Source organism: Clostridium pacaense (assembly GCF_020709765.2).
Lineage (GTDB): Bacteria > Bacillota > Clostridia > Lachnospirales > Lachnospiraceae > Enterocloster > Enterocloster hominis.
Map to the genome: position 1 here is coordinate 238,242 of NZ_JAJFEB020000003.1, position 25,986 is coordinate 264,227.

A 25,986-nucleotide genomic window follows, 5' to 3' on the forward strand; every position below is an offset into this window, starting at 1 on the left:
GAAATAAAAAGCATTTGTCATTTTGTACAAAATTAATTAAATGAATTAAACAATATGACGAAACGTAAAATTTTCCATAAATCCCATTGACATTTAGTCATTTTGACTATATTATTGAGTTACAAACTTGTGGTAAGCGGATAAGTATACAAACTCTCATAGGCCCAATCCCTTGCTGCAATAATTGATTAATCAAATTAACAAATTAAACAAGAGTCAAAACAAGGAGGATGTAAGATTATGAAGTATTTCTTAGACAGTGCAAAGCTTGATGAGATCCAGTTAGCCTACAACACATTTGGTATTGACGGTGTTACCACCAACCCAAGGCATATCATGCTCAGCGGGAAGCCGTTCCTCACAGCCATCCAGGGCATTGCGGACTGGATTAAGTCCGAAGGACTGGACGGATATGAGCGTTTCCCGGTCTCCGTTGAGATTAATCCCCATCTGGACGAGGCAGAGGCAATGCTGGCAGAGGCCAGGAAGATTGCAGCCATCAGCCCTAACTTCGTAATCAAGATCCCGGCAACCGAGGCAGGTGTCACGGCAGCCAGGAAGCTGGAGACAGAGGGAATCAGGACCAATGTGACCCTGGTATTTTCTCCGGCCCAGGCCATCCTCCCGGCAAAGAACCACTCACTGTTCGTATCCCCGTTCATTGGCTGGAAGGAAGCCAACGGAGAGGACTGTAAGGCATATATCCAGAATATTGTGGACATTTACAAGAACTACGGATTCTACGGAAAGACCCAGATTATCTGCGCTGCAATCCGGACACCAAAGCAGATTGTGGACTGCGCCGTGGCCGGGGCGGATATCATAACAACCGGACTGGCCGTGTATCAGGATACCATGAAGCATGCCTATACTAACCAGGGAATCGGCACCTTCATTGATGCATGGGATTATACGATTACAGAATAAAAGGAGCAGGACAGATATGAAGATAGGGTTTATCGGACTGGGAATCATGGGTGAGTCCATGAGTGAGAATATTGTAAAGAAACACAATGACACGGTGTACGTATTTGACTTTGTAAAGGAAAAGACAGAGCTTCTGGCATCCAAGGGAGCCGTGGCCTGCAGTGATTCCGTGGAACTGGCAAGGAATTCGGACGTAATCATTTCCATGGTGCCAAAGTCAGAGCATTCAAGGTCTGTGTACATGGGAATCCTGGACGTGCTGGATTCCACCAAGACCTGTATCGACATGAGCACCATCGACCCAAGCGTATCCGTGGAGATTGCCGGGATGGTGAAAAAAACTGGCGCCGGATTCATCGATGCACCGGTTGTCAAATCCAAACCCGCCGCCGTTGCAGGTAAGCTGGGAATCTATGTGGGCGGAGACAGGGAGACATACGAGGCCATGCGCCCCATCCTCCTTTACATGGGTGAGAATGTAAAGCACATGGGAGAGAACGGCAAAGGACTTGTGATGAAAATCTGCCACAATGCCCTGGTTTCCCAGATTCAGAACGGGGTCAATGAAACCATCAGCCTGGCGGGAAGGAACGGGATTTCCGTCATGGATTACGCGGAAGCCATTTCCTACGGCGGAGGCCAGAATTTCTATCTGGATTCCAAGAAGGGTGTGATAGAAAAAGAGGACTATACCACTGCATTTTCCGTGGAAAACATGGCCAAGGACGTGAATATCTGCATGAAGCTGGCAGAGGAATCCGGACTTTCCATGCCGGGTGAACAGGCGGCTGGCCAGGTTTATGAAAAGGCCCTGGAACAGGGATATGGGAAAGAGGATTTTTGTGCTACTATAAAGGTAGTGAGAGGCTGATCCGGAGAGAGGAAGGAAAGACGGAACATGGATAATACAATGATGGAACGCCTGAACCAGGTCAACGGCATTCCGGTCCGCCCTGTGGACTCCAAAGAGTTTGAGACATATGGACGGATTATAACGGGCTATGATTTTTCTGACCTGATATCTTATATGGAGACAAAGTCAGACATCCCGGAGAACGGCAATATCTATCTGCCATCGGTTCCCGGGATGGAGGAGGCGCCTGTGACGGCCCGTCTGCGGGACGGTTTCTACGGCGGCATGGACATCCAGGTGGGATATTGCAACGGCAGGAACACTACATACAACGGATTTGAGTATCACAAGGGAAGCGAGATCAACATTGCAGTGACGGATTTCATGCTGGTGCTGGGGCATACATGGGAGATAAAGGACAACACATACAGGGTGGAGGACGCCAGCGTGTTTTTTGTGGAAAAGGGGACAGCCATTGAGATGTACCAGACCACGCTTCACTTATCCCCCTGCCGTGTGACGGACCAGGGATTTAAGGATATCGTGGTTCTTCCAAAGGGAACCAACACGCCATTAAAGAACCGGACGGCTCCGGCCACGGACGAGGAAAAGCTGCTTCTGCAATGTAATAAATGGGTCATTGCCCATCCTGACCGGGAACCCTTAATCCGGCAGGGCGCATTCCCGGGGCTTCTGGGAGAGAACAGGGAGCTTAGGTATTAAATCAGGCTTTAGGATTAACATAAACAATAAAACACCGCCCAGGTCCAACTTGTATCCTGGCAGATGGGGCTGGACCCGGGCGGCGTACAGTTGAGGCACGTGTACCATCAACGCATATCAATGGTATCACAACGGCCCGGCTGAGTATACAGGTAAATTGTACAAAATTAAAAAACGGGGGAATATTTATGGAACATTTAATGTTTACATTAGTGACGTTCATTCTTTTTACGGCCCTGGTGGGTGTGATATCTGCAAAGATAGTAAAGGGCGGGGATGACCAGAAGACGGCAAAGGGATATTTCCTTGCGGGAAGCGGTCTGGGCGGTACCTTCATCGCCGGTTCCATGCTGCTGACCAACCTTTCGGCCGAGAACCTGGTAGGGCTTTCGGGCCAGTCTTACGCAGCCAATATGTCGGGAATGGCATGGGAGGCAACGGCTGTGATTGCAACCATTGTCATGGCCTTTGTATTCCTTCCGCTGTATCTGAGGAAAGGCTACACCACGCTTCCTGAGTTCATGGAAGAGCGTTACGGCATCTTTGTGCGCAGGATGGTTTCCTTGTTTTTCCTGGTAGGATACCTGCTCATAGGCATTCCTGTCTGTCTGTACGCGGGGGCCATCGGTTTTAACCAGATATTTGACCTGTCGAGTATTTTCGGCATCAGTTCCCAGACAGCGCTTACCATCCTGATTGTATTGGTTGGCATTATCGGCGCGCTGTATGCTGTACTCGGAGGTCTGAAAGCAGTTGCCGTATCCGATACGATCAACGGCGTCCTGCTGGTAGGCGGTTCCCTTTTAGTGGTAATATTCGGATTCATCGCAGTAGGCAATGCCAAGGCGGACGGCGGTTTTGCTGCGGGCGTAAACTATGTGCTGGATAACAATTATATGCAGTTAAATGCCATTGGCGGCAAGAATGACCCGGTGCCCTTTGCATGTATTTTCACCGGCATGGTCCTGGCAAACCTGTTTTACTGGGGCACCAACCAGGTGCTGATCCAGAGGGCGCTTGGCGCAAAGAACCTGAAGGAAGGGCAGAAGGGGGTATTGATTTCCGGTTTCCTGAAAATGATGGTTCCCATGCTTCTGGTGCTTCCGGGCGTCATCGCTGCCGCGCTGGTTGGGACCGGTCTGGAGAGCAAGGATTTCGCATATCCCACATTGGTTGCCAAAGCCCTTCCGTGGCCCGTGGTAGGATTGTTCTGCGCCGCGCTGTTCGGTTCCGTCATCTCCACTTATAACTCCTTCCTGAATGCGGCTTCCACCGTATTCATGGTAGATATTTATAAACCGATTTTCAACCCCGGATTGTCAGATGAGAAAACAGTGGTTTATGCAAAAAGGATTGGCTGGGGCTTTGCAGCATTCGCAATCTGCTTTACCCCGTTCCTTCAGGTCCTGAGCACTGGCCTTTATGACTTCGGGCGCAGCTTTACCGGATTTTACAACATCCCCATCATTACCCTGGTCTTAATCGGTATGTTCAGTAAAAAGGGTTCATCCCTGGGCGCGGTTGCGGCATCCATATGGCATGTATTCTTTTATTCAGGCTATAAGTTCTGGTTCAAATACATTGACATGCCTTTTACCAATGCGGTCCTGGGCATCAACTATATGCATATTTACGCGATTTCGTTCATCATCATGCTGGTCATCATTTTCGTATGTGCCAAGATACAGCCCAATGACAAGATATTTGACAACAGCACCCAGAAGAATGCCAGCTATGACATGACGCCGTGGGTACATAAAAATGCAGTTGCCATCTGGCTGGTTTCCTTCCTGGTATATGAGTATTTCCTGTTCTCACCCGCCGGCTTTGCCACACCGGACAGGAACATGGGCCTGATCGGCGGCGTGACCCTGGCTCTTGCGGCTGAAACCGTAATCCTCTATCTGATGGAGAAAAAAAAACGGGTAAGCACAAACGCGTGCCAGACAGTAAATGCGGAAGGATAGGAAAATGATTTAAATCTCCCACAGAGTGGGACGCACAGCTGGCGGAAGGCTATTTCCAGACACGCCCTGGCACTGCCGGAGGGCGCTGGATGCTATCAATTACAGGCAAGGAGGTTTCATATGGAGTTTATTCGTAAGGAAATGGACTGGGAGTTAAATGCAAACGGCCGCAGCATACTGGAATGCAAAAGCAGCAAGCCCATGATTTACGTTGGATACGGGGAAGAATCCGTAGATATGTACAGGGGAAATTTTAAGATTGAGGATTATGTGGTGGAACGGCGTCCTTTACATGTGACCGGGATTACAGAAGGACCGGAGGGCATTTCCATGGACATGGAAGGGCAGCTTACGCTTACGGTCAGGGTTGAGGGAGAGTGCGCGCTCCTCTCCTTTACCCAGGTGGATCCGCGCATCAACCGGTTCTGGTTCCGGGTGGATGCGGATGAGGAAGAGTGCTGTTACGGCTGCGGCGAGCAGATGTCGTATTTTAACCTGAGGGGAAGGCATTTCCCTTTGTGGACCTCTGAACCGGGGGTGGGAAGGGATAAGACCACCTATGTGACCTGGCGCTCCGATGTGGAGAACAAGGCGGGAGGGGATTATTATAACACCAACTATCCGGAACCCACCTATGTCTCTTCCAGGCATTACTATCTCCATGTGGATTCCACTGCCTATGCTGATTTTGATTTCAGGAACAGGGAGTTCCATGAGCTGCAGATATGGGAAGTGCCTGCATCCATCCGCATAGAGGCAGCCCCCACCTTTGTGGAACTGCTGGAAAAGCTGACAGCATTCCTCGGGCGCCAGCCTGAACTTCCTGAATGGGTATACAACGGCCTGATCATCGGCGTACAGGGAGGCAATGAACGCTCCTTCGGACTTCTTGACAGGACCCTGGAAAAAGGAATCAAGGTGTCCGGCCTGTGGTGCCAGGACTGGTGCGGCAAACGTGTCACGTCCTTCGGAAAACGTCTTCAGTGGGACTGGCAGTACCATAAGGAAATGTACCCGGACCTGCCAAAGCGCATTGAGGAGCTTCACGCCAGGGGCATCCGGTTCCTTGGCTATATCAATCCCTATCTGGTCAATGACGGCGTCCTTTATGAAGAGGGGAAGGCAAAGGGCTACTTTGCCACCAAGGGGGACGGAAGCGATTACCTGGTGGATTTCGGCGAGTTTTACTGCGGCGTGGTGGACCTGACCAACCCGGACGCATATGAGTGGTTTAAGGACGAAGTGATTAAGAAGCACAGCCTGGACATCGGCATTGACGGCTGGATGGCTGATTTTGGGGAGTATCTCCCAACGGATGACTTAAGGCTTTACAGCGGTAAATCCCCCATGATGGAACACAACCGCTGGCCGGCCCTCTGGGCAAAATGCAACTACGATGCGGTAAAGGAAGAGGGCAGGCTGGGAGAGGTTGTATACTTCATGCGCGCCGGCGGAACCGGCAGCCAGAAGTACTGTACCCTTTTATGGGCAGGGGACCAGTCCGTGGACTTCACCATCCATGACGGCCTGGCAACGGTAATCTGCGCGGCCCTAAGCGCGGGCATGACCGGATGCGGACTGAGCCACAGTGATATCGGCGGCTATACCTCCCTGTTTGACAATACCAGGACAAAGGAACTGTTCTTAAGATGGTCCGAGATGGCCATGTTCACGCCGGTGATGCGCACCCATGAGGGGAACCGGCCGGACACGAATTTCCAGTACTATGAGGATGAGGACTGTATGGAGCAGCTGGCAAGACTGGTGGATATCTACACCATGCTGTCCCCGTACATGAAGGTCCTGGTTAAGGAAAATGCCGAAAAGGGCATCCCGGTGCAGCGACCGCTGTTCCTTCACTATGAGGAGGATGGGAAGGCATATGGCATCCAGTATGAATACCTGCTGGGACGTGACCTTCTGGTGGCCCCGGTCTACCTTGAGGCCAGGGAAGACTGGGATGTGTATCTTCCGGAAGGCGAATGGGTCCACTTGTGGACAGGGGATGTGTATCAGGGCGGCGATGTGAACGTGGAAGCGCCTCTGGGCTACACCCCGGCATTTTACCTGAAGGATTCATCGTACGCGCCTTTGTTTGAGGAAATCCGCAGGAAATATGGGACAGCGGCGTCCAGGGATTAAGGTGTGGATATGAGATACGCAGCATTTTTCCTTGTCATATTATTGTCCAACATCATCCAGGGAATTACAGGCTTTGCAGGGACCATCCTTGCAATGCCTCCCAGCCTGATGCTGGTAGGGTATAATACAGCCAAGCCGGTGCTTAACGTGCTGGGCCTGCTGTCCGGGATATACGTGTTTGCCGGGCACAGGAAGCATGTGTGCTGGGGCGAGCTTAAGAAAATCGTGGCCGTGATGGCAGTTGGGATTGTGGGAGGCATTTTCCTGAAAGGCTTTTTTGCGGGAAGGGAGAGGATGCTCTACGCTTTGCTGGGACTGTTTGTTGTCTGTCTGTCCGTTCAGGGGCTGTGGAAGCTTCGGATGGAAAGGCAGGAGGAGGCAAAGGGCCAGGCTGGAGGGCCGGATAAGGCAGGCGGGCAAGGAACGGAAGGGCTGCGGCCAGGTGGTGCTAAAGCCGTGGAGCCGCAGGCAGCAGGAACATTCAGGGAATCATCGGCCCAGGAATCCCAAACCACCCCGGCCCTGTACCTTCTTCTTGGCCTGGCCGGGATTGTCCATGGTATTTTCGTATCGGGCGGCCCCCTGTTAATCGGCTACCTGACCAGACGGATCCAGGATAAGGTCAGCTTCAGGGCCACCATTTCCACGGTGTGGGTGGTGCTCAACACCATCATCATGCTGGATGATATCCGTTCAGGGTTATGGAACCCGGAGCTGGTAAAGATACAGGTGGTTTCCATTCCCTTCCTGTTGGCTGGCATGGCGGTTGGAAGCCGTCTTTATGCGAAGATGAGCCAGCGCCTGTTCATGCTGATTACATATGTACTTTTGTTTCTATCGGGAATTTCCCTGTTAATAAAGTAAAGGAGATATAAAAACATGAAATACCAAGTTGCATACATACCGATTGGAGTACCTACCTTTCATCTGGAAAGCGCCCAGGTGGAATTTGATAAATCATTGGGCCTGATTTCCTCCCTCACAGAGGACGGCGTTTATCCGGATAAAATGCTTCTGTCCATGGATGACCTGTGCGCCTTTCTGGATACAATTAATCCTGGTCTTATCATCCTGCAGAACATCACCTTTGCCAATGCGGCCTTTGCAAGTGAGGTGCTTAAACGCTTCACCTGCCCTGTGCTGCTGTGGACCCTGAGGGAGCCGGTGATTGACGGCGGACGCCTGAGGCTGAATTCCCTGACCGGGGCATTCTCAGCGGGCAATGCCCTGCGTGCGTTCAGGGACGGCGAATTTGAATATGTCTTCGGTTCGCCGGAAGAAGATGAGGTGGCTGGCGCTGTTAAGGCAGCCATTGGCGCAGCCAGGATAAAGCACCAGATGCGGGAGCTGAAAATGGCTTCCATCGGCCATACGCCCCAGGGCTTTGGGTTCGGAAGGGCGCTGGATTCCGAGCTTATGCGCGCCTTTGGGGTGACCCTGGAATCCATTGAAGCCAGGGAACTGATTGACAAGGCAAAGTCATTTACGGATGAGGAATGCGCTCCCTGCCTGGAGGAGGCAAAGGCCATGATGGTGGGGCTGGAGGGCACGCCGGAGAAGAACGTGAAGGATTTTGCCAGACTATATAAGGCTTACAAGGATTATGTGGATGGGAACCATATCGGGGCCTTATCTTCCAGGTGCTGGCCGGACTTCTTTACATCCTTTGGGACCCCGGTATGTTCCGTGCTGGCCATGCTCAATGCGTCGGGGATTGCCGCAAGCTGCGAATCCGACGTATACGGGGCATTGTCCATGTACATCGGGACACAGCTGACCGGCAATGCCGCATTTTTCGGGGACCCTGTGTCCATGGATGAAAAGGAAGGGACCATTACCTTCTGGCACTGCGGAATGGCGGCCTGCACCCTGGCAAGAAAGGATACCGGGGCCCAGGTGGGCGTACACCCCAACCGCAAGATTGGCCCGGTCATGGATTTTGGATGCCGGGCATGTGAGAAAGTGACCATTTTCCGGGTGGGCCGTAAGGCAGATGGAAGCTTCCGGTTCTTCATCGCCTCCGGCGAGGCCCTGGACCGTCCAAAACAGTTCTGCGGGACTTCCGTGGTGGTGAAGACAGAACATGATGCCAAGGATATCATAGTGAAGAGTGTTAAGGGTGGCTGGGAACCGCATTTTGTGGTGATTTACGGGGATGCGGCCCAGGAGCTTACCATGCTGGCGCATATGATGGGGATGGAGGCCTGCGTATATTAGGGCGTGTTTGAAAATTGCTTTCCGTCGGCTGTGCTTTGCCTGGTATTGCTTTGCCCGGTATCCAAGTTTTCCTTGATTTTAAATGTGTTTACGCCTATACTGATATGAGATGTGATTTACAATATCCCGGTGGACCGGGAAATGAGATGGAGGGAGAAGATATGGGCTATACGGGTATTAACCTTGAAAATGTAAAAGTGAGTAACCGCAGCGCCATATTGAAACTTCTCAATGACCATGGCGCCATGTCCAGAAAGGACATAGCCCTGGAACTGGGCCTGACCCCGGCCACGGTTACCCTGATCTGCACCCAGCTGCTCTCTGCCGGAATCCTTGTGGAAAAAGGGGAGATGGAAGAGGAGAAGCGGGCAGGCAGGAAAAAGGTATCCATTGATATTAATTATCAGTATAAATACGTGCTTTCCGTGAGCATAGAAGCCCCTGAAACCTGTATATCCATCAGCGACCTGAAGGGCAGGCTGATTGCAGGCAGGAAGCTGAAGACAGACGGCGCCCTGGAGCCGCAGGTATTCTTAAAGCAGGTGGCGGATGAGGGCAAGTCCCTTATGTGGGAACAGGGGATATCAAAGGAATCGGTTCTCGGCGCGGGCATATCCCTTCCCGGCCCCGTGAAACGGGATACAGGAGTCAGCCTTCATGCTTACCGTATATGGAATGAGGCGGTGCCGGTTGGGGAGTATATGAAGATGTACCTGGACCTTCCCGTGGTGGTGGAAAATAACGTAAAGGCATTTGCCGAGGGGGAACTGATATACGGCACAGGCAAAAATCAGGAAAACCTTCTGTTCATCAAATGGGGGCCGGGTGTCGGTTCTGCCATCATCATACAGAATAAGATATATGACAGCCAGAATTCCAAGACCGCGGAAATCGGCCACTATATCGTGGAGCCGGGCGGGCTTCCCTGCCGCTGCGGCAGACGGGGCTGCCTGGAGACCCATGTGGCCACCCATGCCATGGCCGAGCGCGTGAGGCGGGCCTGCACAAAGGAGTCCATGCCCGGACTCTATGCATTCGTGGACGGGGATGTGGAAAAGATTGAAGTCAGGAACATGGAACAGTGGATAGAGATAGAAGACCCGGGACTTCAGAAAATCATTGATGATATTGTGGAGCGGCTGGCCAGGACCGTGGTGAACACCATCACCCTGCTGGCCCCGGATAAGGTCATCATCTATGGGTTCATGTTTGAAATGGACCATATCCAGAAACGGTTCCTGGACTTCTGTACGTATTATGATTCCCTGTATGACGGGGATTATATCCTGAAATCCGGCCTCAGTGACCGCATTGGATACATCGGGCCTCTGGCGATTGTTGTGAATGAAATGTTCCTGGGGATGTAAGACCCATTGGATTAAGAGGAATAAGGGAGTCCGGATCAAGTGATGATTCATCACATGATCCAGGCTCCCTTATATGTTTTCTTAATCCAGGTTATCTGCAATCTCATACAGCAGCCGCTCTGAATCTTCCCATCCCAGACATGGGTCCGTGATGGACTGGCCGTAGCAGTGCTGGCCGATCTTCTGGCTGCCGGGTTCGATGTAGCTCTCAATCATAAGGCCCTTTACCAGCTGTTTGATATCGCCGGAATGACGGCGGCTGTGAAGGACTTCCTTTGCAATCCTTATCTGCTCCTTATACTGCTTGTTGGAGTTGGCGTGGTTGGTATCCACGATGCAGGCCGGGTTCTTCAAATCACGCTTGGCGTATAGGTCAAAGAGCAGTTTTAAATCCTCATAGTGATAGTTGGGGATGCACTGGCCCCTTTTGTTCACCGCTCCCCTGAGGATGGTGTGGGTGAGGGGGTTGCCGGGGCACTGTACCTCGCTGGCCCGGAAGATGAAGTCATGGGGGAGCTGGGCAGCCACAACGGAGTTCAGCATGACGGTCAGATCGCCGCTGGTGGGGTTCTTCATGCCCACAGGCACATCGCAGCCGCTGGCCACCAGGCGGTGGAACTGGTTCTCCACGGAACGTGCGCCCACGGCAACATAGGACATCATGTCGGAGAGATAGTTCAGGTTCTCAGGATAAAGCATCTCATCCGCAGTGGGGAAGCCTGTTTCGCGCAGGACCCTCATGTGCATGTGGCGGATGGCCAGTATGCCCTCGAACATATCCGGTTTTTTCTCCGGGTCAGGCTGGTGTACCATTCCCATATAGCCTTCGCCCGTGGTCCTGGGCTTGTTGGTGTACACCCTGGGTATGATGATGAGCTTGTCCTTTGTCTGTACCTGGACCTTTACAAGACGGCTGGTGTAATCACATACAGCCTCTTCGTTATCAGCAGAACAGGGGCCGATGATCACAACAAACTTATGGCTTTCCCCGGTAAATACTTCCCTGATTTCCTCGTCCCGCCTGCGTTTGATTTCTGCCAGTTCAGGAGCCAGCGGAAACTGTTCCCGTATCTCTGCCGGTGAAGGCAGCTTGTTGATAAATGTGAATCCCATATCTTATGTCCTCCCATGTATAAATACCGCGCCCGGTAAAGGGCGGCCTTTGGTGTCCGCCTGTTCCGGGTGCACGGATGTATTTCAATGCTTCATTATAGTATAGAAACCGGGATTCGTAAAGGGTTAATACCACGAAAATGTTGACAATCCGGGCATTTATAAGTATAAATAGAGCATGACAGGATAGGAGTACGGGGAATATGAAGACACAGGACAGACAGACATTGGGTACCATGATGGCATTGGTGGGAGGCACCTGCTGGGGCTTTTCCGGGTGCTGCGGCCAGTTTTTATTTGAACAGAAGGAAGTGCAGGCGCCGTGGCTGGTCACGGTGCGCCTCTTCTTTGCGGGAATGATCCTCATCATGATTGGGTTCAGATTGAATGGAAGACGGAACCTGGACATATTTAAGCGCAGACGGGATGCAGTCCACCTGCTGCTGTTTGCTGTTTTCGGTATCACATTTTGCCAGTTTACATATTTCATGGCTATCCAGGCATCCAATGCAGGCACTGCAACCGTGCTTCAGTACCTGTCGCCTGTGCTGATCCTGATGGTGGTGTGCATCAGGGGAAAAAGGCTTCCCAGGGGCCTGGAGCTTGGGGCAATCGGACTTTCCCTGTTGGGGACATTTGTCATTGGCACCCATGGGGACATCCATTCCTTCCACATTACGGGGGAAGCCCTGTTCTGGGGGCTTCTGGCAGCTGTCAGCGCCATGATTTATACCATGATACCGGGCGGGCTGATCCTCAGGTATGACATCTACCAGGTGCTGGGCTTTGGGATGTTTATCGGAGGCATTGTGATGGGGATATCCGTGCGTCCGTGGACCTATCAGCCTGTCTGGGACGCGGGCACGGCAGGCGCCCTTGGCGGGGTTATCGTGGTGGGGACCGCGCTGGCCTTTGGCCTGTATCTTCAGGGTGTGAGTATGATCGGGCCTTTGAAGGGAAGCGTCATGGGCAGCGTGGAGCCTATATCGGCAGTCATTATTTCCGTGTTCTGGCTTAAGACATCCTTTACCCCGGCTGATTTTGCCGGGTTTGCCCTAATCCTGGGCGCTGTGTTTGTCCTGACATTTGCCCAGAGACCGGGGCCGGACGGCGTGAGGATGGATGAAACGCAGGATAGCGGTGGATAATGGCGGATGATCCGCAGGATAGCGGTGGATAATGCTGGATGATTTGCAGGATAACGAAGGATAAACCCCGGATAAAAGCAGACAGGGGGTTGACAAAACAGCCGGACCTGTCTATAATGGGGATAATTTCATGAATTGGCTATGACGGGAACAAGTAATGATCTGCAAAAGCATACAGAAAGCAGCCGGGTGATGAGAGGCGCATGGAAAGCAGGTCACGAATACATCTTAGAGCTTCACACCCAACGGCGGATGCCCAGTAGGCTGTGACGGGTCCTGCACACGTTATCGTGCTAGGGTATTCAGGAGAGGCATGCGCTCCAGTACCCGAAGAGGCGGGCAGCGCGAGCTGTCTGTGAACATCAGGTGGTAACACGGAGTCCAGGCTTCGTCCTTTTGAATGGGACGGGCCTTTTTTTGTTATCCGGGCCGTGGACACCGGCTGATAGAAAAACGTAAGAATCAAGCCCTTGCATGAAACAGGAAATATGATAAAATATTTAGAGTAGGAAGAGGAGAGAACAACCATGCAGATTTACGAAGAATTAGTTGCCAGGGGATTAATTGCCCAGGTGACGAATGAAGAAGAGATTAAGAAGATGGTCAATGAAGGAAAAGCTGTTTTCTATATTGGCTTCGATCCTACGGCTGACAGTCTTCATGTAGGGCATTTCATGGCGCTGTGCCTGATGAAGCGCCTTCAGATGGCAGGCAATAAGCCCATTGCCCTCATTGGCGGAGGCACAGGTATGGTAGGTGATCCTTCAGGCCGTTCCGACATGCGTACCATGATGACACCGGAGATCATCCAGCATAACTGTGACTGCTTCAAGAAGCAGATGAGCCGCTTCATTGATTTTTCCGAAGGCAAGGCCATGATGGTCAACAACGCCGAGTGGCTGATGGGATTAAATTATATTGATTTCCTCAGGGAAGTAGGACCTCACTTCTCTGTGAATAACATGCTGAGGGCAGAGTGCTATAAGCAGAGGATGGAGAAGGGCTTAAGCTTTTTGGAGTTCAACTACATGATCATGCAGAGCTACGATTTCTATGAGCTGTTTTTGCGCTACGGCTGCAACATGCAGTTCGGCGGGGATGACCAGTGGAGCAACATGCTGGGCGGCACAGAGTTAATCCGCCGTAAGCTGGGCAAGGACGCCCATGCCATGACCATTACCCTGTTACTGAATTCCGAGGGCAAGAAGATGGGCAAGACACAGTCCGGCGCAGTGTGGCTGGATCCCAACAAGACCACTCCCTTTGAGTTCTACCAGTACTGGAGGAACGTGGCGGACGCGGATGTGCTTAAGTGCCTGCGCATGCTGACATTCCTTCCGATTGAACAGATTGACGAGATGGATCAGTGGGAAGGCAGCCAGCTTAACCAGGCCAAGGAGATCCTTGCATTTGAACTGACCAAGCTGGTCCATGGCGAGGAAGAGGCAGCGAAGGCACAGGAAGGCGCCAGGGCGCTGTTTGCCGCTGGAGGCAGCACTGCCAATATGCCTACATTTGAGCTTTCAGAGGAAGATTTTGTGGATGGTTCCATTGATATCCTGGGCGTGCTTCAGAAGTCCGGACTCTGCGCTTCCCGTTCCGAGGCAAGAAGGAATGTGGAACAGGGCGGCGTATCCGTGGATGGCAGCCAGGTAAAGGATATCAAGGCAGCGTTTGCAAAAGACCAGTTTGCAGGAGATGGCATGGTATTTAAGCGGGGCAAGAAGAATTTCATGAAGGTTGTTGTCAGATAACAGCCCTGCGGAGTCAGAAGATTGAGAGGAGGGTACCGGATGAGGATGATCAGACCGGTCCGGCAGCTGGGAGCCATTGTATTTGCAGCTGTCCTGAGTATAGGTTCTGTGTTTGTATCAGAAGCCGCCGCCATAACACCTGATGTACCTGTGACCATGCATATGGATCTTAACAGCAGGAAGACTTCCATATATGATGGTTACTCGTCCTATGTGCTCGGCTACAGGGCTTCGGAAGAGGATACATTTACGGTAACAAAAGACAAGAACGACATCAATCTGGATGACGTGACAATGAATTATTATCTAATCACCTATGACGGTGAGACCCAGAAGTATCTGGAATGCACGGTTACAGGCCTTAAGGAAGGGACCCATTATCCCATTGTGCGTCCTGAGACAGTGGAGCGGGAGAAGAATGCAGGCAATCTCTATGATACGCTGGACCGCTGCTACGTGGTGGAGTTCCGTTACAGGGATGCCAGGACAAACCTGTATTTTTCCGTATTGCCGGAGAGCGGCATGAATGAATACCGCAATATCCTTCTGGGTAAGTGGTTAAAAGAAAGCAAGGGCTGGAAGTACGAATACCAGGGAGAGAATCTTACATCCTGGGCATTGATTAACGACAACTGGTACTATTTCGGCACGGATGGCTATATGAAGACGGGATGGCAGGAATACAAGGACGACTGGTATTACCTGAACCCGGATAACGGTGTGATGCGCGTGGATTGTACCATTGACGGATACCGGCTGGACAGGAGCGGGAAGCGGGTTTAAGGCCCTGCCGGATGCCTGCCGGCTGTGTGGATGGAGCGCCTGGGGCGTGTTTCTGAGGCGCGGGCCATGATGAAGTAAAAGACAGGGACGGATGTCCTGCTTGGATGCAGGAATCCGCCCCTGTCTTTGTTTGGTGGATGTAACGTTGTTTGCTGGATGCACCTATGCTTCTGCTTCCCTTAACTCCAGTATTCCTTCATCCACCACCCGGTCAAATCGGTAGGCCGAATAAATCATTCCCAATAGCAGCATGTTGGCCATGATGCTCATCCGTCCCTCTGAAATCAGGGGCAGGTTGGAGAACGAGGCATACTGGTATCCAAGATTCCCAAGGAGGTACAGGACTCCCTGCCACAGCAGGCACTGACCGCAGCAGAATGCAAGGGAGGAAGCCAGTTTCCCGCGGATCCTGGTGATGCAGGCAAAAAGGAGAAGATAGAAAAGGGCCACGGCCCCAATCAGCGCCAGTCCGGGCAGCCAGCCGTATAAAAGGATACATACGGCGATGATATAGTTGTTGTAATAGTGCTGTGGGAGGATATCCCGGAGGGTTACATTTTCCGCGCTGTAGTGGATGTACCGGGGCGCGCTTCCCGGTTCCCACTCCCCATAGGATTCGAATAACTGCCGGTTGGAGGTATGTCCGGCAGCGTCAATCCCAATCTGGCGCGGATTGCGGGAGGCAAAGTACCATGCGCCGGTTCCATAGTCCATCATCTCCTCCGGGGATAGGCTGATTCCATGGGTAAGCGGGGTCCTGGCAATCAGGCTGCGTATGAGGATCCCGTTGTATGTATCATCCCAGGTGCTGCTGATTGCAGACTGCGGCGAAAGGAATGCCTGCAGATTGCTGCGGCCCTGGGCGGTCAGGAAAAGGGGGCCTGAGAGCAGGGCCAGCGCTGCCAGGACTCCGGTATATGGTTTTCTTTTACTGCCTTTCATGATCCCCCGGTGAATCATGAAACAGGCGGTGCAGACCATGGTCAGGATGGAAATAAGCGCCGCAGTCCCACCTTCATATGACAGGGAAAAATACATCAGCATTGCCCACAGGCCGGTACACGTAAATGAAGCGGCCAGGAAATGTTTCCTGTCCTGCCGGCAGCCATATAACAGCGCGACAGCCACAGGGGCAAACAACAGGGCGGCAAAATAAGTGATGTTGGCGATATTGAAATAACGGCCGTTTATCCGTGTGAAAATGATTTCATGGACCTGGACCGCCAGATACAGGAGGGGGATGGCAAAAGCCAGGACCTTGCGGAAGCGGATGAGCAGGGGATATCCTTTTAATGCCGTCATGACAAGAAGGATCCCTCCCGGGATATAACATATGGCCCCATTGACCGTCTGCTGCGGCGACCACCGCAGGAACCTGAAACAGGCAGCTGCAAAACCTGTCAGGAAGAGCAGGGCGGTGATGATGGAAAGCAGCGGGGCCTTCTGGATTTTGTGGACTTCGTTCAGTCCGGTGCCAATGGACACCGCATCCCCCATGCAGGCCAGCGCTTGCTCAGTTGCATCGGAGGTGGAAAATCCAAGGGATTCATATTCCTCAATCCTGTCCTCTATATGGGACTCAAGCTCCTGGCGGATGGAGGGGCGCAGGGGCCGGTAGGAAATCTGGTGGGTTATCTCGTCCAGGAATCGTTCCTTATCCAAAAAGAACACCTCCCATCACCTGGTTGACGGCGGATTCATAGACCCGCCATTCCTTTTCTTTTTCATCCAACAGCTTCTGTCCGTGGGATGTGATGGCATAGTATTTGCGGATCCTGCCGTTGTCCGCCAGCTGCTGGGATGTGGATACCGCGCCCTGCTGCTCCAGCGCATGAAGGACAGGATAGAGGGTGCCCTCCTGCAGCCTGAATACGTTCTGGCTCTGCTGTTCCAGTTCCCGGATGATCTGGTACCCGTACATGCTCTGGCGGTCCAGCAGTTTAAGGACCAGCATGGAAGTGGCAAGGGCCATGTAGCGTTTGTCCATGGGATGACCTCCTTTGATAATGGTAAATGGTTCATATCACATAGATAATCTAGGTATATTTGATATTATACATAGATTACATAGGTATGTCAAGAAAAGAATGATGTTGTAATTATGCACAAATCATCTGTGGCCTATATAAGACATAATCCACGAAAATAAAGGCTTTCACAAAAAACGCCTGACATCGACAAAATTTTAATGATAGAATAGTATTATAAAATTAGGGAAGCAGGCGGTAAAATATGTTTGAGAAAGGCCAATATATCATTTATGGAATCAGGGGGGTCTGTGAAATCATGGACATTAAGACGATAGACAGGCCTGGCGGGCCTAAGGGCAAGCTTTATTATGAGCTGAGACCCTATTATCATCAGGACTGTAAAATCGTGACACCTGTGGATTCGGACAAGACTGTCATACGGCCGCTCCTTACCAGGGATGAGGCCCTATGTCTGATTGACAGGATCCAGGATGTGAAAGAGATGGAAGTGACCGAAGACAAGCAGAGGGAAGAGCGGTACAAGGAAGCGCTGAAAACCTGCGACTGCCATGTGTGGGTCAGCATGATTAAGGCGCTGTACCTGCGGCGGCAGGACAGGACCAGGCAGGGCAAGAAGATGACGGACCTGGACGAGCGGTATTTTAAGACGGCTGAGGAAAACCTGTATTCAGAGCTGGCATTATCCTTGGAAATGCCCAGGGAAAAAGTGGTGGATTATATTAAGTCCCGGGTGGTGGATGAGGAACAGATGGATTAAAAGAGGGATTGCAGGCAATGCAATCCCTCTTGAAATTTTTATGGACAGACAAGGTTCCTGCTGATTGCCCTGCCTGATGATATATGTGATACTGAGTGCCTGGATATATGCACTATTCGATGACCGTCCCACCGTTCCCCTTAAGGCTTTCCTTGGCCTTGTCCAGGGTGGTGATGATGGCCTTGCGGCCCTTGCCGCTTTCCAGGAAATCAATGGATGCGGATATCTTCGGCAGCATGGATGCAAATTCAAACTGGCCCTGGTTGATATAATCCTTTGCCTGTTCAATGCTCATATGCCCGATGGGCTGTTCATCCTTGGTGCCGTAGTTAAGGGTCACATTCTCAACGCTGGTGAGTATCATCATCACATCCGCGTCAATCTCCTTGGCCAGAAGCCCGGTTGCCAGATCCTTCTCGATGATGGCGCTGGCGCCCCTTAAGTTGTAGCCCTGCTCCATGACAGGGATTCCGCCGCCTCCGCAGGCAATGACAATCTGGTCGGCGTCCATCAGCGCCTTGATGGCGTCAATCTCCACAATGGCAACCGGGTGCGGGGAAGCCACAATCCTGCGGTATCCATTCCCCACTTCCTTTACATGGTTGCCTTTTGCTTCTTCTTCCTCCGCTTCTTCCTTTGTCATGACGCGTCCCACCACCTTCACGGGTGTATAGAAGGCCTCGTCGTAAGGATCCACGGTAACCTGGGTCAGGACCGTGCTGACCGGTTTATAGATGCCGCGCTTAATCAGTTCGGCGCGGATGCCGTTCTGAAGGTCGTATCCCACATAGCCCTGGCTCATGGCTGAACATACGGACATGGGGGCCTTGCTGTATCCATCATGCTGTTTGCCGAATTCATTCATGGCAGTGTGGATCATGCCTACCTGGGGAGCGTTGCTGTGTACGATAGCTACCTGCCAGCCTTCCTGGATAAAGTCGGCAATGACCTTTGCAGTCCTGGCCACAGCAGCCTTCTGCTCCGGAAGATTGGTTCCCAAATCTTTGTGGCCAATGGCCAATACAATGCGTTTTTTTGCCATAATCCATACCTCGCTTGTCTCTGAATTGTCATATAAATTAAGTTAATTATAGGTGAAATTGGGAAAAAATGCAATGAAAAGAGAGTAAAATATGGTGGCAAAAACAATGCAGTCATGCTATACTGTCAGCAGAATGGGAACAGGAAGATAAGAGGCATATGAAGGATGGAAGAAAGATGCTGCCGGACGGATGGTGGCTGCGGATGGAAGTGTCGGCGGCGGCAGCCCTTGCCGGCAATCTGCTGATAAGGGCTGTTCCATGGTCCGTGGGCAGTCTGGCTGCCTTTGAGGCTGCCATGAAACCGGCCACAGCCCGGCCGGCCGCATTTATGGTGGTCACGCTGTTTACCGCGCCGCTGGCAGAGGAACTGCTGTTCCGGGCGTTCCTGTACGGCTGGCTCAGACAGTGCACGGGATTCTGGTTATCCGCTGCCCTGTCATCCCTGGCATTTGGATTATATCACGGAAACTGGGTACAGGGAACGTATGCATTTATTTTAGGCATGATACTGGCATGGGGATATGAGACCAGCGCGTACCGGAAGTACCCCATGGCCGTGCTGATGCACTGGGCCGCCAACCTGACAGCCCTGGCGGTATTTGGACTGTGATGGCAGGCGTCTTGAGGAAAGGCGCTGACTGCTTGTGACGAGGAGGAGAAAAAGTGAAGTTATTATCCGTAGCAATACCCTGCTATAACTCGGAAAGTTATATGGAACATTGTATCAGTACCCTGCTTACGGGCGGGGAGGAAGTGGAAATCATCATTGTGGATGATGGCTCCGTAAAGGACAGGACAGCAGAGATTGCGGATGAATATGCGAGGAGATACCCGACCATATGCCGGGCAATCCATCAGGAGAACGGAGGACACGGAGAGGCTGTGAATACCGGCCTTAAAAATGCCACCGGAATCTTCTTTAAGGTGGTGGATAGCGATGACTGGGTGAATGAAGAGGCATTCCAGAGCGTGCTTGAAACCCTGCGCCGTTTTGTGTACGGGGAAGAGACCCTGGACATGCTGGTCACCAACTTTGTATATGAGAAGCAGGGGGCAAAGCGCAAGAAGGTCATGAAGTACCATACCGCATTCCCGAAGGAGAAGGTGTTTGGGTGGAATGACGTCAAATTCTTCATGACAGGCCAGTACATACTGATGCACTCCGTCATATACAGGACAGGGCTTTTAAGGCAGTGCGGATTGGAACTGCCAAAGCATACCTTCTATGTGGACAACATTTTCGTGTACCAGCCCCTGCCTCATGTGAAACATATCTATTATCTGGATGTGAACTTCTACCGGTATTTTATCGGCAGGCAGGATCAGTCCGTGAATGAGTCGGTGATGATTGGGCGGATTGACCAGCAGCTTCTTGTCACCAAGCTGATGCTTGGATACTATGATGTGATGAAGATAAGCAGCAGGAAGCTGCGCCACTATATGATCCAGTATCTGGAAATCATGATGACCGTGTCCTCGGTACTGGCCATCAAGTCAGGGACAGAGGAGAATCTGGAGAAGAAAAAGGAACTTTGGCAGTACCTGAAGAAAATGAACCTGCCCCTGTATCTGCGCCTGCGTCTTGGATTCCTGGGCCAGGGCTGCAACCTTCCGGGTAAAGGGGGACGGGAGCTTCTGATTCTGGGGTATAAGATTACACAGAAGTTTTATGGGTTTAACTAGGGTGTGTTTGAAAATTCATTCCCGCCATCTGCGCGCCCCACTTCGCGGCATATTTGGTCCCAATTCGGTCAATGTAGCCCGCTACGCCTCCCTCATCGGGACCAAATCTCCCACGAAGTGGGACGCACAGCTGACGGAAAGCAATTTTCAAACACACCCTAGTTTTACAGGCTCCCGGCCTTAATTGGGGCCGGTTGCCTGAATAAAAAGGGGATGTTGGAAGACTAACGTGGGTTAGTTTTCCAACATCCCTTTGTATTGATGGAATGTCTTTTGTATGCCTTTCATGTGATGCCTCAATCAGGCTGTCAGCTAAGAGCCTTCTCCCTGACCTTCTTCTCCTCTGTGGACCAGTTGTATCCATATACAATCCCGTAAATCACATAAGCCATGATGGCTGCCCCTATCATATCAATGACGGAGTGCTGCTTCAGGAACACGGTAGACAGACAGATGGAGACCATCAGTATGCCGGAACCGGCCCGTACCAGCCGGTGCTTCCTCAGCGCCTCGCTCTTCATGATGGCGATGTGGGTGCCGATGGAGTTGTACACGTGGATGCTTGGGAACACGTTGGTAGGTGTGTCAGTCCTGTAAAGGGCGGCGACCATACTGGTAAATATATTCTTCCCTGAATCCAGCGCCGGTCTGAAGTCCGTGCCATTGCGGAAAAAGGTACAGATAATCAGGCTGATGGTCATGCCTGAGAACAGGAAGGTGCAGATCCTGTAAAAATCCTCCCTGCTGGTCAGCAGGAAATAAAGGATGGTGCCTGCCACGTATAAAAACCACATCATATAGGGAATAATAAAATATTCGTTAAATGGAATGAAGTCGTCCAGTGCCACGTGCATGACATGGTAGTTGCGGGTGACCGTCTTTTCCAGGTAACAGAACCAGGGGATATAGATGAATGCATAGGACAATATCCACGCGTGCCTGTACTTGTAAAGAAATGCTTTTATACTGTTCATAGTATCAGCCTCTTTCTCTGTTTGAAAAAATAAATATCACAAAAATGTAAAGAAAGTGTTAAAAATATCTCAACGTTCTGAGATTATAGCACACTGAAATTAGAAATACAAGGGGCTTCCAAAAAAGTTAATAAACCTTTAGAAAGCTTTATAATATATGCCGATAAACAGCTTTTAATTTTAATTTTTATGTGCTATATTTAACCTATGAAATAAATTTACACAGAATGGACGGAATGTGATATGGGAGAGACACGAAGCGCACTGGGAGTCATCTGCTCCTCCTATGACGGATTTTTTGAAGCAGAAAAAAAGATAGCGGATTATATGATGGAGCATAAGGCGGATGTGGTGGATATGACGGTAGGTGAACTGGCCAAGGCCAGCGGCACCAGTGACGCCACGGTATCGCGTTTTTGCAGGAGATGCGGGTTTAAGGGATTCCACAGCCTGAAGCTGGCACTGGCCAGGGAGGTGCTGGAGGAAGAACGGGGGGACGTGAACATTTCCAATGACATTGACAGGCATGACCTGTCCCAGTCCCTGCAGAACATCCTTGCCAATAAGGTGGCGGAACTGACCGAGACAGTGAACATGATGAAGCCGGAGAACCTGGAGCAGATCCTTGACAAGCTGGAGCACGCGCGTATGGTACAGCTTGCGGCGGTGGGCAACACCATTCCCGTTGCCCTGGACGGCGCATTTAAGTTTAACCAGCTGGGGATTGCGGCAGTGGCCGGGGATATATGGGAGAGCCAGACCGCCTATACCTTTAATCTGGGACCTGAGGATGTAATCCTCATCATATCCAATTCCGGCTCGTCCAAGCGCCTTATGACCCTGGCACAGGGGGCGAAGGAGAATGGGTGCACGCTCATACTGATTACCAATAACAGCAATTCTCCCCTGGCAGCCATATCGGATTACAGGATTGTCACTGCCACCAGGGAAAAGCTTTTGACAGAGGAATTCTGGTTCTCAAGGGTAACGGCCACGGCGGTCATGGAGATACTCTACCTGCTTTTGATGGCGGGGAAGAAGGATGCGGTGGACCATATCCGCCGTCATGAAAATGCCATATCGCCAGATAAAAAGTGATTTGGAAATAATCGTAAAATTACAGAAGAGAAAATAGAAAAAATGCACAAAAAACAGGCGGCTTTTTACATATACAGGCTGCCTGTTTGTATATTGTGATGAAATGTGATAAGAAATATATTTTCTTATAAATAACTATTGACGAAAAAACAATATCGTATTATGATTAAGACAACAAAGAAATAAATTTTCATGAAAAGAGAGGTAAGTGATATATGATTTACACAGTAACGTTCAACCCGGCGCTGGACTATGTGGTAACCGTAAATCATTTCACACTGGGAAGGGTCAACCGGACGGTCAGGGAGAACATCTTTTATGGAGGCAAGGGCATCAACGTATCGGCGTTGCTGGCAAACCTGGGGTATAAAAGCACGGCACTGGGGTTTGTGGCAGGATTCACAGGGGATGAGATTGAGCGGGGAGTTAAGGAACTTGGCTTTCAGTCAGACTTCATTAAGGTGGGGAAGGGGATGTCCCGGATAAACCTGAAACTGAAATCAGATGAGGAAAGCGAAATCAACGGCATGGGCCCTGAGATAACGGCCGGGGATGTGAAGGTGCTTTTTGATAAGCTGTCCGGTCTGGAACAGGGGGATGTGCTGGTGCTTTCCGGAAGCATTCCGGCCTGCATGGATGCGGATATCTATGAGCGTATCATGGAGATGCTTGACGGCAGGGGAATCCAGATTGTCGTGGATGCGGAAAAGGACCTGCTGCTGAATGTCCTGAAGTACCATCCTTTCCTCATCAAGCCCAACAACCATGAACTGGGGCAGATGTTCGGTGTCACGGTGACCACGGATGAGGACATTGCGGCCTACGCAGGAAAGCTTCAGGAAATGGGCGCGGTCAACGTGCTGGTATCCATGGCAAAGGACGGGGCAATCCTTGTGGCGGAGGACGGCAGTATTTACAGGCAGGGCGTTGCACGGGGGACGGTTAAGAATTCGGTCGGGGCCGGGGATTCCATGGTGGCCGGGTTCATCGCCGGGTACCTGGAAACAGGCGATTACAGGTATGCACTGAAGCTGGGCACTGCATGCGGCGGAGCGACGGCATTTTCAGATGGAATCGGAACAAGGCAGGATATCATGAAACTTATGGAAACACTTTAATGAACCAGGAGGGCGAGTTGTATGCGCATAACGGAATTATTAAAAAGAGAAAGTATTGGACTGGATGTTGCGGCTGATTCCAAGGAAGAAGCCATTGATAAACTGGTATCACTCATGGATGCAGGCGGACGCCTGAATGACAAGGCTGGATATAAAGAAGGGATCCTTGCCAGGGAAGCCCTTGGCAGTACGGCAATCGGCGAAGGGATTGCCATCCCCCATGCAAAGGTGGAAGCGGTAAAGGAACCCGGGCTGGCGGCCATGGTGGTGAGGGACGGAGTGGACTATGAGGCATTTGACGGTTCCCTGGCCCATCTGCTGTTCATGATTGCTGCCCCGGCAGGCGGAGCGGACGTACACTTGGAGGCATTGTCTCGTCTGTCCACCCTTTTAATGAATCCGGGGTTTAAGGAGAACCTGATTGCTGCAAAGGATAAGGACGAATTCCTGAAGATCATTGATGAGGCAGAGGTTGCCCGCTTTGGCGCTCCGGAGGGAGCGGACGCCGGGAAGGATGGGCAGGCTTCGGATGATTTGGTTGGGAATGGCCAGACGGATGGGGAATCAGCTGGAAAAGGCAATGCGTCCGGCGGTATGGGCGGAGATGCCAAGGCGTCAGGCGGTCTGGGTGGAAATGCCAAGGCGTCCGGCGGCTATCGCGTGCTTGCGGTCACTGCCTGCCCCACCGGAATCGCCCACACCTACATGGCTGCCGAGAACCTGGAGAACACGGGTAAGAAGCTGGGAATTCCATTAAAAGCTGAAACCGATGGATCCGGCGGCGCCCAGAATGTACTCACAAGGGAGGAGATAGCTGCGGCTGACGCCATTATCATTGCTGCTGACAAGAACGTGGAGATGGCCCGGTTTGACGGGAAGCCGGTTATCATGGTACCGGTTGCTGACGGTATCCACAAGGCGGAGGAACTGGTTAACAGGGCTGTGAGCGGAACGGTTCCGGTTTATCATCATACCGGTTCAGAAGGTGTATCATCAGACAGCGGCAATGACAGTGTGGGACGGACCATTTACAAGCACCTGATGAACGGTGTTTCCCATATGCTTCCATTTGTAATCGGAGGCGGCATCCTTATCGCACTGGCATTCCTCTTTGATGACTACTCCATTGACCCGTCCAATTTTGGTAAGAACACTCCTTTGGCAGCATATCTTAAGACCATCGGGGAGCAGGCATTCGGTATGATGCTTCCCATCCTGGCAGGATTTATCGCCATGAGTATTGCCGACCGTCCGGGACTGGCAGTCGGCCTTGTGGCTGGTATGATTGCAAAGATGGGCGCCACTTTTGCAAATCCGGCGGGCGGGGACGTGAATGCTGGATTTCTGGGAGCATTGTTTGCAGGCTTTGTAGGCGGATATATCGTGGTTGGCCTGAGAAAGCTGTTCTCAAAGCTTCCCAAGTCCCTGGAAGGAATCAAACCAGTACTTCTGTATCCGGTTATCGGGATTTTCCTGGCAGCCGTTGTCACCACCTTCATCAATCCTTACATGGGAATGATTAATGACGGACTGACCCATTTCCTGAACGGCATGGGCGGCGCCAGCAGGATTGTGCTGGGCATGGTGCTGGGCGGCATGATGTCCATCGACATGGGCGGACCATTCAACAAGGCAGCCTATGTGTTCGGAACAGCCCAGCTGGCCGAGGGCAACTTCGAAGTCATGGCGGCTGTGATGGCAGGAGGAATGGTCCCGCCCATTGCCATTGCGCTATGCACCACCTTCTTTAAAAAGAAATTCACGGCAAAGGACCGCCAGTCCGGCATTGTAAACTATGTCATGGGACTATCCTTCATCACGGAGGGAGCCATTCCCTTTGCCGCACAGGATCCGCTGCGTGTCATTCCGTCCTGTATCATCGGTTCCGCGCTGGCAGGCGGGCTTTCCATGGCATTTGGCTGTACATTGCGCGCACCCCATGGAGGCATCTTCGTACTGCCTACCATTGGCAATCCGTTCATGTATCTGGCTGCGGTTGTGGCAGGGGCGGCAGTGGGCTGTGTCATCCTTGGGTTCCTTAAAAAGAATGTAAATGAATAAAGGGAGTATTTGTATTGGCAGGCAGTTCCGGCGTTTCAGGCGGGGCTGCCTGCTTTGCAGCCGGGAACAGCAGATAGGAACATTGGACTGGGACAGAAGGCGGGAGAGGCGGCCGGGAGCAGCAGATAGGAACAGCGTCCTGGGACAGCAGACCGGAGAGGCGGCCGGGAGCAGCAGATAGGAACAGCGGCCTGTGACGGCAGACGGGAGAGGCAGACGGGAGCAGTATCCAGGAACATATTCTGCCTTGACAACTTGCAGATGAGG

The 25,986-nt window shown here is 51.7% G+C and carries 24 protein-coding genes and 2 pseudogenes; 20 read left to right on the forward strand and 6 right to left on the reverse strand.

Annotation, left to right across the window (positions count from 1 at the left end; translation table 11 throughout):
• Nucleotides 1-240: 240 nt before the first annotated feature.
• The 9 genes and pseudogenes from LK536_RS37180 to LK536_RS37220 all read left to right on the forward strand — a co-directional run bounded on the left by LK536_RS37180 (nucleotide 241) and on the right by LK536_RS37220 (nucleotide 10,196).
• Nucleotides 241-927: a transaldolase family protein gene (locus LK536_RS37180; protein WP_227795282.1), complete on the forward strand. Its 687-nt coding sequence runs from the start codon at nucleotides 241-243 to the stop codon at nucleotides 925-927.
• Between the two features lie 16 nt (nucleotides 928-943).
• Nucleotides 944-1,798, forward strand: coding sequence for an NAD(P)-dependent oxidoreductase (locus tag LK536_RS37185; protein ID WP_025483230.1), 855 nt, complete (start codon nucleotides 944-946; stop codon nucleotides 1,796-1,798).
• A 27-nt stretch (nucleotides 1,799-1,825) separates the two neighbouring features.
• Nucleotides 1,826-2,503 (forward strand): DUF4867 family protein, encoded by a 678-nt coding sequence (locus LK536_RS37190; protein ID WP_227795283.1) that lies wholly within the window; start codon nucleotides 1,826-1,828, stop codon nucleotides 2,501-2,503.
• A gap of 188 nt (nucleotides 2,504-2,691) precedes the next feature.
• Nucleotides 2,692-4,470, forward strand: coding sequence for a solute:sodium symporter family transporter (locus LK536_RS37195; RefSeq protein WP_130789419.1), 1,779 nt, complete (start codon nucleotides 2,692-2,694; stop codon nucleotides 4,468-4,470).
• A 14-nt stretch (nucleotides 4,471-4,484) separates the two neighbouring features.
• Nucleotides 4,485-4,607, forward strand: a pseudogene (locus LK536_RS37200) (hypothetical protein); the annotation flags it as partial.
• Nucleotides 4,591-6,612, forward strand: a complete 2,022-nt coding sequence (locus LK536_RS37205) for an alpha-glucosidase (protein WP_227795284.1) — start codon at nucleotides 4,591-4,593, stop codon at nucleotides 6,610-6,612. The pseudogene LK536_RS37200 and the gene LK536_RS37205, both read left to right, overlap by 17 nt.
• A gap of 9 nt (nucleotides 6,613-6,621) precedes the next feature.
• The gene (locus LK536_RS37210) at nucleotides 6,622-7,476 is read left to right on the forward strand and encodes a sulfite exporter TauE/SafE family protein (RefSeq protein ID WP_227795285.1); all 855 of its coding nucleotides are present in this window, start codon (nucleotides 6,622-6,624) and stop codon (nucleotides 7,474-7,476) included.
• A 15-nt stretch (nucleotides 7,477-7,491) separates the two neighbouring features.
• Nucleotides 7,492-8,829, forward strand: a complete 1,338-nt coding sequence (locus tag LK536_RS37215; protein ID WP_227795286.1) for a fucose isomerase — start codon at nucleotides 7,492-7,494, stop codon at nucleotides 8,827-8,829.
• Between the two features lie 161 nt (nucleotides 8,830-8,990).
• Nucleotides 8,991-10,196, forward strand: a complete 1,206-nt coding sequence (locus LK536_RS37220; RefSeq protein ID WP_040381299.1) for an ROK family transcriptional regulator — start codon at nucleotides 8,991-8,993, stop codon at nucleotides 10,194-10,196.
• 81 nt (nucleotides 10,197-10,277) lie between these two features.
• Here LK536_RS37220 and LK536_RS37225 read toward each other — a convergent pair whose 3' ends face one another.
• Nucleotides 10,278-11,309: a 3-deoxy-7-phosphoheptulonate synthase gene (locus tag LK536_RS37225; RefSeq protein WP_227795287.1), complete on the reverse strand. Its 1,032-nt coding sequence runs from the start codon at nucleotides 11,307-11,309 to the stop codon at nucleotides 10,278-10,280.
• Between the two features lie 203 nt (nucleotides 11,310-11,512).
• On the opposite strand from LK536_RS37225, the gene LK536_RS37230 reads away from it, so the two are divergent.
• The 3 genes from LK536_RS37230 to LK536_RS37240 all read left to right on the forward strand — a co-directional run bounded on the left by LK536_RS37230 (nucleotide 11,513) and on the right by LK536_RS37240 (nucleotide 14,994).
• Nucleotides 11,513-12,457 (forward strand): DMT family transporter, encoded by a 945-nt coding sequence (locus LK536_RS37230; RefSeq protein ID WP_008721619.1) that lies wholly within the window; start codon nucleotides 11,513-11,515, stop codon nucleotides 12,455-12,457.
• A gap of 527 nt (nucleotides 12,458-12,984) precedes the next feature.
• Nucleotides 12,985-14,211 carry a tyrosine--tRNA ligase gene (gene tyrS / locus LK536_RS37235; RefSeq protein WP_008721620.1) on the forward strand — a complete coding sequence of 409 codons (1,227 nt, stop codon included), beginning with the start codon at nucleotides 12,985-12,987 and terminating at the stop codon, nucleotides 14,209-14,211.
• Between the two features lie 39 nt (nucleotides 14,212-14,250).
• Complete coding sequence (locus LK536_RS37240) at nucleotides 14,251-14,994, forward strand: hypothetical protein (RefSeq protein WP_227795288.1); 744 nt, start codon at nucleotides 14,251-14,253, stop codon at nucleotides 14,992-14,994.
• A gap of 162 nt (nucleotides 14,995-15,156) precedes the next feature.
• Here LK536_RS37240 and LK536_RS37245 read toward each other — a convergent pair whose 3' ends face one another.
• A complete protein-coding gene (locus LK536_RS37245; RefSeq protein ID WP_227795289.1) occupies nucleotides 15,157-16,665 on the reverse strand; it encodes a permease prefix domain 1-containing protein in 1,509 nt (502 codons plus the stop codon).
• Nucleotides 16,649-16,981, reverse strand: coding sequence for a PadR family transcriptional regulator (locus LK536_RS37250; protein WP_008721625.1), 333 nt, complete (start codon nucleotides 16,979-16,981; stop codon nucleotides 16,649-16,651). Before LK536_RS37250 ends, LK536_RS37245 begins: the two co-directional genes overlap by 17 nt.
• 245 nt (nucleotides 16,982-17,226) lie before the next feature.
• On the opposite strand from LK536_RS37250, the gene LK536_RS37255 reads away from it, so the two are divergent.
• Complete coding sequence (locus LK536_RS37255) at nucleotides 17,227-17,742, forward strand: CarD family transcriptional regulator (protein WP_008721627.1); 516 nt, start codon at nucleotides 17,227-17,229, stop codon at nucleotides 17,740-17,742.
• Between the two features lie 112 nt (nucleotides 17,743-17,854).
• On the opposite strand, the gene arcC is transcribed toward LK536_RS37255, so the two are convergent.
• Nucleotides 17,855-18,784 carry a carbamate kinase gene (arcC, locus tag LK536_RS37260; RefSeq protein ID WP_008721628.1) on the reverse strand — a complete coding sequence of 310 codons (930 nt, stop codon included), beginning with the start codon at nucleotides 18,782-18,784 and terminating at the stop codon, nucleotides 17,855-17,857.
• Between the two features lie 158 nt (nucleotides 18,785-18,942).
• On the opposite strand from arcC, the gene LK536_RS37265 reads away from it, so the two are divergent.
• Nucleotides 18,943-19,395, forward strand: coding sequence for a CPBP family intramembrane glutamic endopeptidase (locus LK536_RS37265; protein ID WP_227795290.1), 453 nt, complete (start codon nucleotides 18,943-18,945; stop codon nucleotides 19,393-19,395).
• A gap of 53 nt (nucleotides 19,396-19,448) precedes the next feature.
• A complete protein-coding gene (locus LK536_RS37270; protein WP_025483218.1) occupies nucleotides 19,449-20,468 on the forward strand; it encodes a glycosyltransferase family 2 protein in 1,020 nt (339 codons plus the stop codon).
• Here the strand turns inward: LK536_RS37270 and LK536_RS37275 are convergent.
• A pseudogene (locus LK536_RS37275) lies at nucleotides 20,461-20,559 on the reverse strand (DUF6783 domain-containing protein); the annotation flags it as partial. The gene LK536_RS37270 and the pseudogene LK536_RS37275 overlap by 8 nt on opposite strands.
• On the opposite strand from LK536_RS37275, the gene LK536_RS37280 reads away from it, so the two are divergent.
• Nucleotides 20,518-20,652: a DUF6783 domain-containing protein gene (locus LK536_RS37280; RefSeq protein ID WP_327395102.1), complete on the forward strand. Its 135-nt coding sequence runs from the start codon at nucleotides 20,518-20,520 to the stop codon at nucleotides 20,650-20,652. The pseudogene LK536_RS37275 and the gene LK536_RS37280 overlap by 42 nt on opposite strands.
• Nucleotides 20,653-20,776: 124 nt before the next feature.
• On the opposite strand, the gene LK536_RS37285 is transcribed toward LK536_RS37280, so the two are convergent.
• Nucleotides 20,777-21,442 carry a phosphatase PAP2 family protein gene (locus tag LK536_RS37285; RefSeq protein WP_130789426.1) on the reverse strand — a complete coding sequence of 222 codons (666 nt, stop codon included), beginning with the start codon at nucleotides 21,440-21,442 and terminating at the stop codon, nucleotides 20,777-20,779.
• A gap of 243 nt (nucleotides 21,443-21,685) precedes the next feature.
• On the opposite strand from LK536_RS37285, the gene LK536_RS37290 reads away from it, so the two are divergent.
• The 4 genes from LK536_RS37290 (at nucleotide 21,686) to LK536_RS37305 (ending at nucleotide 25,900) form a co-directional block, all read left to right on the forward strand.
• Nucleotides 21,686-22,540, forward strand: a complete 855-nt coding sequence (locus LK536_RS37290; RefSeq protein ID WP_008721638.1) for a MurR/RpiR family transcriptional regulator — start codon at nucleotides 21,686-21,688, stop codon at nucleotides 22,538-22,540.
• A gap of 215 nt (nucleotides 22,541-22,755) precedes the next feature.
• Nucleotides 22,756-23,658 carry a 1-phosphofructokinase gene (gene pfkB, locus LK536_RS37295; protein WP_227795291.1) on the forward strand — a complete coding sequence of 301 codons (903 nt, stop codon included), beginning with the start codon at nucleotides 22,756-22,758 and terminating at the stop codon, nucleotides 23,656-23,658.
• 21 nt (nucleotides 23,659-23,679) lie between these two features.
• Nucleotides 23,680-25,719 (forward strand): PTS fructose transporter subunit IIABC, encoded by a 2,040-nt coding sequence (locus tag LK536_RS37300; protein ID WP_227795292.1) that lies wholly within the window; start codon nucleotides 23,680-23,682, stop codon nucleotides 25,717-25,719.
• Nucleotides 25,712-25,900 (forward strand): hypothetical protein, encoded by a 189-nt coding sequence (locus tag LK536_RS37305; protein ID WP_025483212.1) that lies wholly within the window; start codon nucleotides 25,712-25,714, stop codon nucleotides 25,898-25,900. The genes LK536_RS37300 and LK536_RS37305 overlap by 8 nt, the downstream gene beginning before the upstream one ends.
• Nucleotides 25,901-25,986 lie beyond the last annotated feature (86 nt).